The 13,603-nt window shown below is 62.0% G+C and carries 14 protein-coding genes; 4 read left to right on the top strand and 10 right to left on the bottom strand.

Features of this window, described 5'->3' with window-relative positions; translation table 11 throughout:
• Window positions 1-409: ArsR/SmtB family transcription factor (locus NKH67_RS29020; protein WP_353032327.1), on the bottom strand; the 409-nt coding region annotated here is incomplete at its 3' end.
• 249 nt (window positions 410-658) lie between these two features.
• On the opposite strand from NKH67_RS29020, the gene NKH67_RS29015 reads away from it, so the two are divergent.
• Genes NKH67_RS29015 through NKH67_RS29000 form a run of 4 tightly spaced genes read left to right on the top strand, consistent with a single transcriptional unit; the run spans window position 659 to window position 4,688 of the window.
• Complete coding sequence (locus tag NKH67_RS29015; protein ID WP_352501364.1) at window positions 659-1,537, top strand: ABC transporter permease; 879 nt, start codon at window positions 659-661, stop codon at window positions 1,535-1,537.
• On the top strand, window positions 1,534-2,355 hold the full coding sequence (locus NKH67_RS29010) for an ABC transporter permease (RefSeq protein ID WP_352501365.1): 822 nt from the start codon (window positions 1,534-1,536) through the stop codon (window positions 2,353-2,355). Before NKH67_RS29015 ends, NKH67_RS29010 begins: the two co-directional genes overlap by 4 nt.
• A 22-nt stretch (window positions 2,356-2,377) precedes the next feature.
• Window positions 2,378-3,520 carry an extracellular solute-binding protein gene (locus NKH67_RS29005; RefSeq protein ID WP_352501366.1) on the top strand — a complete coding sequence of 381 codons (1,143 nt, stop codon included), beginning with the start codon at window positions 2,378-2,380 and terminating at the stop codon, window positions 3,518-3,520.
• Window positions 3,513-4,688 (top strand): ABC transporter ATP-binding protein, encoded by a 1,176-nt coding sequence (locus tag NKH67_RS29000; RefSeq protein WP_352501367.1) that lies wholly within the window; start codon window positions 3,513-3,515, stop codon window positions 4,686-4,688. Before NKH67_RS29005 ends, NKH67_RS29000 begins: the two co-directional genes overlap by 8 nt.
• 19 nt (window positions 4,689-4,707) lie before the next feature.
• Here NKH67_RS29000 and NKH67_RS28995 read toward each other — a convergent pair whose 3' ends face one another.
• From NKH67_RS28995 to NKH67_RS28955, 9 genes are all read right to left on the bottom strand, one after another.
• Window positions 4,708-5,685 carry a branched-chain amino acid ABC transporter permease gene (locus NKH67_RS28995; protein ID WP_352501368.1) on the bottom strand — a complete coding sequence of 326 codons (978 nt, stop codon included), beginning with the start codon at window positions 5,683-5,685 and terminating at the stop codon, window positions 4,708-4,710.
• A gap of 1 nt (window position 5,686) precedes the next feature.
• Window positions 5,687-6,574 carry a branched-chain amino acid ABC transporter permease gene (locus NKH67_RS28990; RefSeq protein WP_352501369.1) on the bottom strand — a complete coding sequence of 296 codons (888 nt, stop codon included), beginning with the start codon at window positions 6,572-6,574 and terminating at the stop codon, window positions 5,687-5,689.
• Between the two features lie 7 nt (window positions 6,575-6,581).
• Window positions 6,582-7,292 carry an ABC transporter ATP-binding protein gene (locus tag NKH67_RS28985; RefSeq protein ID WP_353032324.1) on the bottom strand — a complete coding sequence of 237 codons (711 nt, stop codon included), beginning with the start codon at window positions 7,290-7,292 and terminating at the stop codon, window positions 6,582-6,584.
• Window positions 7,285-8,058, bottom strand: coding sequence for an ABC transporter ATP-binding protein (locus NKH67_RS28980; RefSeq protein WP_352501371.1), 774 nt, complete (start codon window positions 8,056-8,058; stop codon window positions 7,285-7,287). The genes NKH67_RS28985 and NKH67_RS28980 overlap by 8 nt, the downstream gene beginning before the upstream one ends.
• 11 nt (window positions 8,059-8,069) lie before the next feature.
• Window positions 8,070-9,278, bottom strand: a complete 1,209-nt coding sequence (locus NKH67_RS28975; protein ID WP_352501372.1) for an ABC transporter substrate-binding protein — start codon at window positions 9,276-9,278, stop codon at window positions 8,070-8,072.
• Between the two features lie 311 nt (window positions 9,279-9,589).
• Window positions 9,590-10,582: an ABC transporter ATP-binding protein gene (locus NKH67_RS28970; RefSeq protein WP_352472483.1), complete on the bottom strand. Its 993-nt coding sequence runs from the start codon at window positions 10,580-10,582 to the stop codon at window positions 9,590-9,592.
• Window positions 10,579-11,604: an ABC transporter ATP-binding protein gene (locus NKH67_RS28965; RefSeq protein WP_352472482.1), complete on the bottom strand. Its 1,026-nt coding sequence runs from the start codon at window positions 11,602-11,604 to the stop codon at window positions 10,579-10,581. Before NKH67_RS28965 ends, NKH67_RS28970 begins: the two co-directional genes overlap by 4 nt.
• Window positions 11,594-12,568, bottom strand: a complete 975-nt coding sequence (locus tag NKH67_RS28960) for an ABC transporter permease (protein ID WP_352501373.1) — start codon at window positions 12,566-12,568, stop codon at window positions 11,594-11,596. Before NKH67_RS28960 ends, NKH67_RS28965 begins: the two co-directional genes overlap by 11 nt.
• A complete protein-coding gene (locus NKH67_RS28955) occupies window positions 12,568-13,596 on the bottom strand; it encodes an ABC transporter permease (RefSeq protein ID WP_352501374.1) in 1,029 nt (342 codons plus the stop codon). Before NKH67_RS28955 ends, NKH67_RS28960 begins: the two co-directional genes overlap by 1 nt.
• Between the last annotated feature and the right edge of the window lie 7 nt (window positions 13,597-13,603).

The following is a 13,603-nucleotide window of genomic DNA, read 5'->3' as shown; positions in this document are numbered from 1 at the left end:
CATCGAGCAGACCGATGATGCCGTCCGGCGAACAAAGGCCGCAGGGCGCGGTAACCTCGAAGCCGGTATAAAGCCCGATCGGCATCGACACTTCGATCGCGTCGTTCTTGACCGCACGATATTCGCTCTTGAACACGACGAGCACTTCTTCCGCCATCGGATAACAGATTTTCTGACTGCCTTTCTTCGCTTTCAGGTTCTCGGTGCGGATCAGCCCCGCATCCTCCAGCACCTGGATGTTGGTCGAGACGGTCGACTGCGGAAGCGACAGCACGGCGGCGATTTCGTTGACATTCATCGGCCCCTTCTCATGCAGCAGTTTCAGCATCGAGATCCGCGCCGAGGAGGCAAGCCCCTTGAGCACGGCAATGCCTTCCTCAGGTTCAATCACCAGAAAATTGCGACTCATGAAATTGCCCGGCCCATGTAAAATCCATATCCGAAATTACCCTGTATATCGGGATATCTGATTTAATCAATGTGCAGGCGGAACGTCGGGCAATTTGTTGAATCCGGCAGGGCGAGGGTCGCGCGGGGGCCCTGCACAGAATTTGTGCAGGAGCCATATGCAGAGTGGACACCTGAACGCCGATCGCCCAATCTAGTCCGGAGCCGAGCCCGGTGATGGCGGCTTGCACATAAAGCGGTTGGACGGGTCGTGACCAAAGGGTGGAAATTATACGATCAGCGACTGGCCTGGGTCCTCGTCGCGCCTGTGCTTTTACTGCTTACCCTGCTTCTCCTGCTGCCGATCGCGATGATGACGGTCTACACGTTTTTCACCTTCGTCACCGCGGGGGTGGAGTCGGCGGTGCTGACCTTCGACAACTGGAAGGAATTCCTCACCGACAGCTACTATCACGGTTTTCTTTGGAAGACCGTTCGCGTCGGCGCCATCACCGCTGTGATCTGCGCGATCCTTGGCTATTTCCCCGCCTATTTCATCTGGGCCACGACCTTCAGGCACAAATGGCTGTTGTTGCTGCTGCTCATTGTGCCGTTCTGGATCAGCTTCACCATCCGGACATTCTCGTGGATCCATATTCTCGGCGAACAGGGGCTGATCAACGTCGTGCTCATCGGGCTGGGGATTATCAACGAGCCGTTGCCGATGCTCTACACCGAGGGCGCCGTCATCATGGGGCTGCTGCATTTTCTGCTGCCCTATATGATCCTGAACGTCTATGTCAGCCTGGAAAGCATCGACCGCACGCTGATCGCCGCCGCCCGCTCGATGGGCTGTACCAGCGCGCAGGCGTTTCGCGAAGTGACCCTGCCGCTATCGATGCCGGGGCTGGGCGCCGGGCTGCTGCTCTGCTTCGTGCTGGCGGCCGGCTCCTATGTGACGCCGCAGCTGCTCGGTGGCAGCCGCGATGCGCTGTTCGGCAACTTGATCTACGACACCATCATGGGGCAGCTCAATTGGCCGATGGGCGCCACGCTTTCCATCGTCCTGTTCGTCCTGCTCGGCGCGGCCGCGGCCGCCTATAGCCGCTATATGGGCCTATCGCAGATCATGAAGGGCCTCAGTGCATGAGAGCGGATCATCCCGATCGCGAAGGCAGATGGGTGTGGCGGCTGACCGGCGCGATCACGGTGTGCGTCTACGTCTTCATGTTTGCGCCGATCCTCGCCACGGTCGTGCTTTCCTTCAATGCCTCGATGTTCGGCGGCTTTCCCCTCACCGGCTTCAGCCTGCGATGGTACGAAAAGCTGCTCACCAACGAGCCGGTTCTCGACGCCTTCCGGACATCGATGTGGATTGCCCTGGTGACGGCAACGGTGACGACGCTGCTCGGCATCATGGCGGCATTGGCGCTGGTGCGCTTCGAGTTCCGTGGCAAGCAGGCGATCAACACGCTTGTCATTCTTCCCGCGCTGGTCCCCGAAACGATACTCGGCGTCGGCCTGCTGGTCATGATCAAAGCCGTCGACCAGCCGCGCAGCATGACGCTGCTGGTGCTCGGCCACATTCTGCTCACGCTCCCCTACGTGGTGCTGATCGTCCAGGCGCGCATGGTCGGCATAAAACGTTCCTATGAGGAGGCGGCGCTGTCGCTCGGGGCGCCGCGTGTCTCGACGTTCCGCGAAATCACGCTGCCGCTGCTCATTCCCGCAGTGCTTGCCAGTGTTCTGCTCGCTTTCACCATTTCGTTCGACAACACCTCGGCCAGCCTGTTCTGGCGGCCGGCGGGCGTCGAGACCATGCCGACGCAAATCCTTTCGATGCTGAAGATCTCGATCAGCCCCGAGGTGAACGCGCTCGGAACCGTCATGATCCTTTTGACGATCGGCATTCCCTTGGCTGGCGGGCTCATCCTGCAAAGCCTCACCTGGTTCAAGGCAAGCAAGTGAAGATGAAAATGGGAGAATGGAAATGAAACTGACAACCGCCAAACGACTGGAACGGCTCAACGAACGCTATGCCAATGGCGACATCAGCCGGCGATCATTCCTGACGCTGACGGCCGCCGCTGCCGCCGCCACCGGGCTTTCCATGCCTTGGATGGGACGGGCGCTGGCCGCGGTTTCGGAAGTGCGCTTCGACGGATGGGGCGGCGTGGTGCAGGAGGCGATCGATAAGTACGCGTTCCAGCCTTATACCGCCAAGTCCAAGGTCAAGGTCGTCCAGGGCACCTTTGGCGACGAGAACGAGATCATCACCAAGATCAAGACGTCGAAACCAGGCGACTTCCAGATCGTCCATTCTTCCGGCGTCAACTACTACATCAAATACGTCAATGGCGGTTTCAATTCGGAGATCAACGAGGCAAACATTCCGAACATGGCGAATGTCCTGACCGCCATGATCGAGCCGTTCCGCAAGATCACGCCGAAGCTGTCGGCAGTGCCATATGATTACGGCACCACCGGCATCGCCTACAACAACAAGGTCATCTCGCCGGAGGAAGCCAAGGAAAAGGGCGCCAACCTGCTTACCGACAAGAAATATGCCGGCAAGATCGGCGGCTACGCCGATATGACGACGCGCGTCTGGTATGCGGCGCTGCAGACGAAACAGGACCCCAACAACATCCAGGACATGGACGTCGTCTGGGCCAAGGTTCGCGAGACCCGCGATCTGGCCAAGAAATTCTGGAGTTCCGGCGCGGAACTGATGGACCTCCTGTCGCGCAACGAGATCGTCGTCACCGACGCCTGGTCAGGACGTGTCGCCGCCCTGCAGCAGCAGGGCCAGCCGATCGGCTATCTCGACCCTGCCGGCTCATACGCGTGGATGGAGGACATGCTGGTGCTCAAGGGTTCGCCGATGGCCGAATGCGAGGAACTGATCAACTTCATGCTGGATCCGGCCACCTCGATCGCCGTCGCCGAGGGCCAGAACTATCCGCCATCGCTTGACCCCACCAAGGTGAAGCTGACCGACAAGATCGCGGCGCTTCCGGCCTTCGACCCGACTGGATCGATGAAATCGCTGACCTTCGCCGATCCGCTCTACTGGGCCAAGAACGAAGACGCCTGGACCAAGCAATGGGACAGGGTGTCGAAAGGTGCATGACGACAACAGCCACGACCATCAGCCCCGGCCGGCTTCGGCCGGGGCTGATGGCGACCCGCTCGCCCAGAGCGAGCGGCAGCCGATAGAAAAGCCTGCGGTCGAGTTTCGCGACATCGACATTTTCTACGGCAAATTCGCCGCTGTGCGCGATTTTTCACTGGCAATCCGCAAAGGTAGTTTCGTCACCTTGCTGGGGCCGTCCGGGTGCGGCAAAACGACCATCCTGCGCTCGATCGCGGGCCTGGTCGACATCTCCAGTGGCCAGATCTCGATCGGCGGAAAGCGGGTCGACGACATCCCGATCTATAAGCGCAACATTGGTCTGGTGTTCCAGAACTACGCGCTCTTTCCGCACAAGAACGTCTTCGACAACGTCGCATTCGGCCTGAAATACCGAAACGTGCCGAAACCGGAAATCGTGCGCCGGGTCAAGAAGGCGCTGGATATGGTGCGGCTGCCCGGCAGTGAGACAAAGCTGCCGTCACAGCTCTCGGGCGGCCAGCAGCAACGCATCGCACTGGCCCGCGCCATCGTCTTCGAGCCGGAAGTGCTGCTGCTGGACGAGCCCTTGTCGGCGCTCGACGCCAATATGCGCGAGGACATGCGCGTCGAGATCAAGAAAATCCAGAGGGAGACGGGCATCACTGCTATCTTCGTGACGCACGACCAGGAAGAAGCCTTGTCGATGTCCGACCACATCGTCGTGATGAACGCCGGCCTGATCGAGCAGATCGGCTCCCCCGCGCAGGTCTATGACCAGCCGGCCACCGCATTCGTCGCCAATTTCCTGGGCAAGGCCAACATGCTGCCCGGCAGCGTGACCGTGATGGACGGCAAGATGGCGACGATCGCGCTGGCCACCGGCCATATCGTAAAGGCGGCCGCGCCGAAGGCGCTCGAGACCGGCAGCGTGGTCACCGTCGTCGTTCGCCCGCAGAAGCTTACCGTCGGTACCGCCGGTGCTGCCAACAGGCTGGCGGGACGGATCGCCTCGACCTCCTATCTCGGCGGCAATGCGGTCTACGAGATCGACATCGGCGCCGGCACGCTGGTGCGCGCCAACACGTTGATCGACGGCCAGCCGCTGCGTGAAGGCGAAGCGGTCGATGTCTGCTTCGACCCGCTGGGCTGCGTGCTTCTCGACGCGCAAGGCTTACGCATCGCCTAGCGAGGCGGAACTGAGCCGTTCAGTCTTTCGCGTCACCCTTTGGCCCGAGAAACCGCGCATAGACCTCACCGACAATACCGCGCCGGAAAACCAGCACGCAGACCATGAAGGTCAGGCCGGTGGCGATGGTCACCGGAAAGTTCGAGGTGGCGAGCATGTTTTCCAGGCCGACGACCAGACTGGCGCCGATGATCGGCCCGGCCATGGTGCCGATGCCGCCGAGGAGCGTCATCAGGATCACCTCGCCCGACATCTGCCAGGTGACGTCGGTGAGCGTGGCAAACTGAAAAACGATCGCCTTGAGCGCGCCGGCCAGCCCGGCCAATGTTGCCGACATGACGAAAGCCGCCAGCTTGTAGTTGGCGACGGAATAGCCCAGCGAAATGGCCCGGCTCTCGTTTTCCCGGATAGAACGCAGGATCATGCCGAAAGGCGAGTTGATGATGCGCCAGATGGCGAACACGCCGATCAGGAAGACCGCCAGCACGAAATAATAGATGTTCATCGAGACGTTCAGGTCGAGCATTCCAAGCAGCCTGCCGCGCGGCACGCCCTGGATGCCGTCCTCACCTCCGGTGAACGGCGCCTGCACGCAGAAGAAGAAGAACATCTGCGACAGCGCCAGCGTGATCATGGCGAAATAGATGCCTTGCCGGCGGATGGCAAAGAAGCCCATCACAAGGCCGAGCAGCGCGGCACCTAGGACACCGAGCAGGATGCCCGCTTCCGGTGGCCAGCCCCAGACCTTGACCGCGTATGCGGTGAAATAGGCCGCCCCGCCGAAGAATGTCGCATGGCCGAAGGACAACAGCCCGGTGTAGCCGAGCAGAAGGTTGAACGCGCAGGCAAACAGCGCAAAGCACAGCATCTTCATCAGAAAGATCGGATAGACGAAGAAAGGCGCCACCAGCAGCGCCAGGATGCCGAGCCCGACCAGCGCCCATTCAAGCCGTGCCGAATTCTTGGCACGCGTCTCGCGAAGTGTCAGTTCGGCCATCTCAGGCATCCCTTCCGAACAGGCCGGCTGGCCGGACCAGAAGCACGATTGCCATGATGACGAAGACCACCAGATTGGAGGCTTCGGGATAGAAGACCTTGGTCAGGCCTTCGGCGAGGCCAAGCATGTAACCGGTGACGATCGCCCCGAGGATCGATCCCATGCCGCCGACCACGACGACGGCGAAGACGACGATGATGAGGTCAGATCCCATCAGCGGGCTCACCTGATAGATCGGCGCGGCGAGAACCCCTGCAAGTCCGGCAAGAGCGGCGCCGAGGCCGTAGGTGAGGGTCAGCAGCAACGGCACGTTGACGCCGAAAGCCTGCACCAGGCCGGGGTTCTCCGTCGCCGCGCGCAGATAGGAGCCCAGCCTGGTCTTCTCGATCAGCGCCCAGGTGCCGAAACAGACGATCATCGAGGCGACCACCACCCAGCCGCGATAATTGGGCAGGAACATGAAGCCGAGATTGGTTCCCCCGGAGAGCAGCGGCGGCACGGAATAAGGACTTCCCGATACGCCATAGTAGTAACGGAACACCCCTTCGAGCACGAGCGCGAGGCCAAAGGTGAAAAGCAGCCCGTAAAGCGGGTCGATGTCGTAAAGCCTCGACAGCGCCAGGCGCTCGACCACGACGCCGAAGCCGCCGACGATCAGCGGCGACAGGATCAGAGCCGGCCAGTAGCCGATGCCGAAGCGGGTGAGAAGCAGGTACCCGACGAAGGCGCCGAGCATATAGAGCGCGCCGTGGGCAAAATTGATGACGCGCAACAGGCCGAATATGACAGCCAGGCCCAGGCTCAACATTGCGTAGAACGAGCCGTTGATGAGGCCGACCAGCAATTGGCCGAGGAATGCCTGAACGGGTATCCCGAAGATCATCGTCATGGCGCCATCATACACCCAGCACTTCATGCAGCAGCGTCATGCGATCCGGCAGTTCGCCGACCGGAAAGCCCGCCACGACCTTGCCGTGCTCCATCAGGTAGAAACGGTCGGTGACGCGGCTGGCAAAGCGGAAATTCTGCTCGACCAGCAGGATCGTCATGCCGCGCTTTTTCATCGTCGCCAGCAGATCGCCGATGCGCTGCACAATGACCGGAGCCAGGCCCTCGGTCGGCTCATCGAGAAGCAGCATTTTCACGCCGGTTCTGAGCATGCGCGCGATCGCCAGCATCTGCTGCTCGCCGCCCGACAGCTTGGTGCCCGGGCTGTTGTGGCGCTCCTTCAGATTGGGGAAAAGATCGAATATTTCCTGCACGCTCATGCCGCCCTCGGCGACGATCGGCGGCAGAACCAGATTCTCGTCCACGGTCAGCGTCGCAAAGATGCCGCGTTCCTCTGGCACCAGGCCGATGCCTTGATGCGCGGTCCGGTGCAATGGCAGGCGCATCAGATCCTTGCCGTCGAAAAAAATCTGGCCGGTCCGCTGGCGGATCAGCCCGATAATGGCGCGCAATGTCGTAGTCTTGCCGACGCCGTTGCGGCCCAGCAACGTCACAGTTTCACCTGGAAAGACCTCAAGATCGACGCCGCGCAGCGCATGGCTCTCGCCATACCAGGCGTTGAGGCCGCGGACTGCGAGAAGCGGCGCGGCGTCACTCATCGGCGGTGCCCATATAGGCGATCCTCACCCGCTCGTCGCGGCTGACCGTGGAGTAGTCGCCGGCGGCAAGGATTTCGCCGCGCTGCATGACGGTTATCCAGTCGCAAAGATCGGCTACAACAGTCAGATTGTGCTCGACCATCAGCACCGCACGCTCCCTGGCGACCGAGCGGATGATGTCGGAAACCGTGCGCACATCCTCATGCCCCATGCCGGCCATCGGCTCGTCGAGCAGCAGCACTTTCGGGTCGAGCGCCAGCGTCGTGGCGATCTCGAGCACGCGTTTCCTGCCATAGGAGAGATCGGCGGCGGGCCTGTTCTTGGCATCGTCGAGGCCGACAGACCGTAAAAGCTCCTCGGCGCGCGGCGTCAACCGATCGAGCACAGACAGCGAGCGCCAGAACTGAACGCTGAGTCCGGCCGGTCGCTGCAATGCAACGCGCACATTGTCGAGCACGCTGAGATGCGGAAACACCGCCGAGATCTGGAACGAGCGCACCAGGCCCATCCGCGCGACCTTGGCCGGCGAGGTGCGGGTGATGTCGTGGCCGAGCAGTTCGATCCTGCCGCTGGTCGGCGGCAGGAACTTGGTGAGCAGGTTGAAGACGGTGGTCTTGCCAGCGCCGTTGGGTCCGATCAGCGCGTGGATATTGCCGTGGTAGAGGTCGAGATCGACATTCCTGACCGCAACAAAGCCGGCGAAGTCACGCCGCAAACCGCGGGCGGAAAGCACTACCCGCGGCCCATCCGGTCCAGGCGGCGCCATCGGTCCGCCAATCACTCGCCTGCCGTGGGACAGCCGCTCTCCTTGGGGCTCAGAAACGCCTCGTTACCGGGGATCGTGGCGAGCGGTTTGTAATAGTCCCACTCCTTGGTGCTCTCGCTCGGCGACTTGACCTGATAAAGATACATGTCGTGAACCATGTTGCCGTCGGCCTGCACTTTGCCGTTCGCCGTAAAGACATCGTTCACCGGCATCGCATGCAATTCCTTTGCGACCGCCTCGGTTCCATCGGTGCCGGCTTTGTCGATCGCCTTCAAATACTGGGTCACCGCTGAATAGGTGGCGGCCTGGATCATATTCGGCATGCGGTTGGTGCGCTTGAAGAAGCGCTGGGCGAACTCGCGACTCTTGTCGTCGCGATCCCAGTAGAAACCTTCGGTCAGCACCACGCCTTGCGCCGCCTCGAGACCGAGCCCATGCACCTCGGCCAGCGTGAACAGAAGTGCTGCAAGCCGCTGACCACCCTGCACGATACCGAATTCGGCCGCTTGCTTGATCGAGTTGGAGGTGTCGAGGCCGGCATTCGCCAGGCCGATAACCTTGGCGCCCGACGATTGCGCCTGCAGCAGGAAGGATGAATAGTCGGTCGAGCCGAGCGGGTAACGCACCTCGCCAACCACCTTGCCGCCATGGCTCTCGACGAACTTTGCGGTCTGCTCCTTCAGCGAATAGCCGAATGCATAATCGACTGTGACGAAGAACCAGCTGTCGCCGCCTTGCTGGACGAGAGCGCCACCAGTCCCCACTGCCTGCGAATGCGTGTCGTAGGCCCAGTGGAAGCCATAGGGCGAGCACTGTTTACCGGTTAGCTCGGTGGTCGCGGCGCCGGTGACGATGTTAATTTTTTTCTTTTCCTTGGAAATTCCCTGGACGGCGAGCGCCACCGAGGAGGTGGTCAGTTCCATGATGGAATCGACCTGTTCGGTGTCATACCACTGCCGCGCAATGTTGGAGGCGATGTCCGGCTTGTTCTGGTGGTCGGCGCTGACGATCTCGATCGGCGAGCCTTGTACCTTGCCGCCGAAATCCTCGACCGCCATCTTGGCGGCCTCGACCGACCACTTGCCGCCGAAATCGGCATAGACGCCCGACTGGTCGTTGAGAATGCCGATCTTGATCTTGCCGTCGGAAATCTCGGCGGCTGCGGCAGGCATCGCGGTCGCTGCAAGAAGCGCGGCCGAGACCAGGTACGATATCTTCATTGGTGACTTCCTCCCTTATGGTCGACAACCGAGCAACATGTCGGCGGCAGCCTGCTGCAGCACGAAGAGTGGCCTCCCACATTCCGTCCTCGCCGGCGCAAAATCACGCAGCGCTGTACGGCCGCCGTCCTTCAAATCGTAGCATCGCTCGGCAACGCGAGAACAGTTACTTTAGTATTAGGCATCCGCGATGCCCGGCCGCCGAAGCGCAACATAGCGCCGGATCGTGCGGCGTCCAGATCGGCCTCTATTCTCGCCGAAGCAATGATTACGGCTGACGGTCCGGATATCGTTGAACGAGAATTCCCTCGTCAACCGCCGGCTGGATGATGGCAAGCAACCAGGCGGCCCTCGCCAATGCTTTGGAGAAGCGGGCGCTCGCTGCGGCAGATCGGGGTGGCAGCTGGGCAACGGGTGTGGAACCGGCACCCCGAGGGTGGGTTCATCGGGCTGGGCAGATCACCCTTGAGCACCAGCCGGCCGCGCCGCGCCCGGTCGATGCTGGGTATCGGCACGGCGGAACGCAGCGCCGCGGTGTAATGATGTCTGGGCGCCGCAAAGACCTCGTCGGTCGGCCCGCTCTCCACGATTGACCCCAGATACATCACCGCCACACGGCTCGAGATTTGACGCACCACGGAAAGATCGTGGGCGATGAACACATAGGTCAAGTTGAACTCCTCGCGCAGGTCGGCGAGCAGATTGACGATCTGCGCCTGGATCGACACGTCGAGCGCCGAGACCGGCTCGTCGGCCACGATCAGCCGTGGCCGCAGCGCCAGCGCGCGGGCGATGCCGATACGCTGGCGCTGGCCGCCGGAGAATTCGTGCGGGTAGCGCGATGCGTGCTGGGGCGACAAGTCGACCCGGCGCAGGAGCTCGGCCACGCGGTCCGCCATTTCCGATGCCGAGAGGCGTTCATGGATGCGGAACGGATCGGCCAGCAGATCGCCGACCCGCCGGCGCGGATTGAGCGAAGCGCTGGGATCCTGAAAGACCATCTGCATCTGCCGCCGCAACGGACGAAGCTGGCGCTGGGAGGCGTCGCTGATGTCGCGGCCCTCGAATTCCAGCGACCCCGAGCTGATTTCGGTCAGACGCACCAGACACCGGCCAAGCGTGGATTTGCCGCAACCGGACTCGCCGACGATGCCGAGGGTCTCCCCGGGCCAGATGTCTAGCGACACCGTATCAACCGCATGCACGGTCCGGCGCTGCGCCGGGAAGATCGAGCGGCCGACGCTATAGCGCTTCGACAGGTCGCCGGCACGAAGCAGCGGACGTTCGCGTGGCATGGCATTCATCGTTGCATCTCCACCACGCCGCCAGGCCTCTGGGCAGCGAATTGTCTGCGCGTAGGCTCCGGCAACAGGCACGCGGCGCGATGGCTCTCGCCTTGCATGATCGGCAGTTGAACCAGACAGGCGTCGTGGCGAAAGGCGCAGCGGGGGCTGAAGGCGCAGCCTTTCGGCAGGTTGGAGAGCGACGGCGGAATTCCCGGAATGGCAGCGAGCCGGGCTGGACGTGGTCCCTCCATCGGCGGGATCGAGCCGAACAAGCCCCATGTGTAGGGATGCAGCGGCGCCCGGAACACGCTGCTCTTGCCGCCCTCCTCGACAAAGCGTCCGCCATACATAACCAGTACCCGGTCCGCGACTTCGGCGACGACGCCAAGATCATGCGTGACCAGGATCACAGCGGAACCGAACTGGTCGCGCAATCGTCCGATCAGTTCGAGGATCTGCGCCTGCACGGTAACATCGAGGGCTGTAGTCGGTTCATCCGCGACGAGCAGCGCCGGGTTGCACGAGAGCGCCATGGCAATCACCGCGCGCTGGCGCATACCGCCGGAAAGCTGGTGCGGGTAGCTGTCGATGACCCGATCCGGATTTGCGATGCCGACCGCATCCAGCAATTGCACGGCCCTCGCCCGTGCCGCTTTCGCCGACACCTTTTCATGCGCGCGGACCTGCTCGCCGATCTGGTTGCCGATCGTATGCACCGGGGTGAGCGCAGACATCGGATCCTGGAAGATCATCGCGATTTGGCGGCCGCGGATGGCATCGAGCGCACGCCGCTTGAGCCCGATCAGCTCCTGTCCCATGAAACGGATCGAACCGGAGACGATAGCGTTGGGGCTGTCGATCAACCCCATAATGGCGAGCAAGGTCTGGCTTTTGCCCGAACCGGATTCGCCGACCACACCGACGATCTCGCGCTGCTCGACGGAGAACGAAACACCTCCCACCGCCCGCACCAGGCCTTCGTCGCTGCGGAAGGAGACAGTGAGGTCCTTGACCACCAGAAGGGGAGCATCAGCCGACATTGCGCGCCCTCGGGTCGATTATGACGAAGACGACGTCGACGACGAAGTTTGCCATCACCACGAAGAAGGCGGCGTAAATCACCGTGGCCAGGATCATCGGCAGATCGAGGGTCTGCAGCGCCTCATACGTCAGTTTTCCGACACCCTGCAATCCGAAGACCACTTCGGTCAACAGCGCGCCGCCGCCGACCAAGGCACCGAAATCGAGGCCGAACATGGTGACGAATGCGACCAAAGAGGTCCTGAGGCCATGATGCAGCAGCACCCGGCGTTCGCCGATCCCCTTGGCCCGGGCGGTGCGGATGAAATCCTCCTGCATCATTTCGATCAGGCTTGCCCGCAGCACCCGGCCGTAGAGGCCGACATAAAGGGTTGCCAGCGTGAACCACGGAATGACGAGCGCCTTGAACCAGCCCCAGGGATTCTCGGTCAGGGGGATGTAGCCGAGCGGAGGAACCCAGGAAAACAGCCAGTTGTCGTGCCAGCGGCTTTGCGTCAGCAGGTTGGCGACCTCGCCCAGCCAGAAGACCGGGATCGACACACCTACCAGGCTCAGGATCATCAGCGCGCGATCAATGAATGTACCGCGCGTTGCGCCTGCGATCACACCGACGATCAATCCGCCGAGCACCCACAGCACTGCCGCGCCGCCGACCAGCGACAGCGTCACGGGAATGGCGCTTATCACGGTCGGAATGACGCGCTGCCCGCGATTGACGAAGGAGGTGAGATCGCGGCTGACGAAAAGCCGGTTCATCATCAGCCCATATTGCACCGGCAATGGCCGGCCGAGACCGAAATCGTGGCGCACCTGGATCAGCGTCTCTTGCGAAGCATTGCGGCCAGCAATGCGCGCCGATGGATCAGCGCCAGGCGTCGCAAAGAAGATCAGGAAAGCGACGACGCTGATACCGAACATAACCAGCACCATCTGGCCAAGCCGGAAGCTGAGCGCGGCAACCACTAGACGCCCCTCGGCGAGGATTTCGGATCGAGCGCGTCGCGCACGCCATCGCCCAGAATGTTTAGGGCCAGCACCGTGATCACAATGGCTAACCCCGGCGCCAGTGCCACGACCGGCCGCGAATAGAGCAGGCCCTGGCCGTCCTGGATGATCGTGCCCCAGCTGGCATCCGGCGGCTGCACGCCGATCGACAGGAACGACAGCGAGGATTCCGTCATCATGTTGAGCGCCAGGATCAACGGCACGAAAACGATGATGCGGGTCACCACATTGGGCATGATGTCGCGCAAAAGGATGCGCCAGGGCGACGCACCAAGGCCGATCGCTGCGGTCACGAATTCGGCATGCAACAAGGTCAGGACATGGCCGCGGATCGGCCGCGCCACATAGGGCACATAGACGATGCCGATGATGAAGACCGGTAGCCACAGGCTGCCGGAGCGGATTTCGAACGGACCGATCTGGATACTCTGCGCAATCAGCACGATCGACAATGAAATTGCCAACAGGAAAATCGGAAAAGCCCAGAGCACGTCGAGAATGCGCGACAGGCCGATGTCGACGATGCCGCCGAAGAAGCCGGAAACGACCCCAAGGAATGTCGCGAGGACAAGGCACAGCACGGCTGCAGCACCCGAGATCAACAGCGAATCCCGTCCGCCGTAAAGCAGCCGCGCCGCGACGTCACGGCCCTGGTTGTCGGCACCCAGCATATAGGGTCCGATGCGCCAGGTCGGCCCGACCGGCGTCATGCCGAGGCCAAGGCCTTCGGTGGAGGGCTGCAGCACCGGCTGGGTCACCCCATCGACGACGATCTCGCCATTGAGATTGGTCACAAATGGATCGGTGCCGGAGACGTACCGCGCATAAAGCGGCGCCGCGAGCGAGGCGATCACGATGACGACGAGCACGGCGAAGGCAGATATTGCCGAACGATCGCCTTTCAGCTTGCGCCAAGCGGTGCGCCACGGGCCATCGGTGGCCCGGCGAACCGGGATGGCAGGCTGGTCCGCAATGACATTGACCATGAACAGG

Source organism: Mesorhizobium sp. M0968, from assembly GCF_040319065.1.
GTDB lineage: Bacteria > Pseudomonadota > Alphaproteobacteria > Rhizobiales > Rhizobiaceae > Mesorhizobium.
This window is presented reverse-complemented; position numbering and strand designations above follow the sequence as displayed.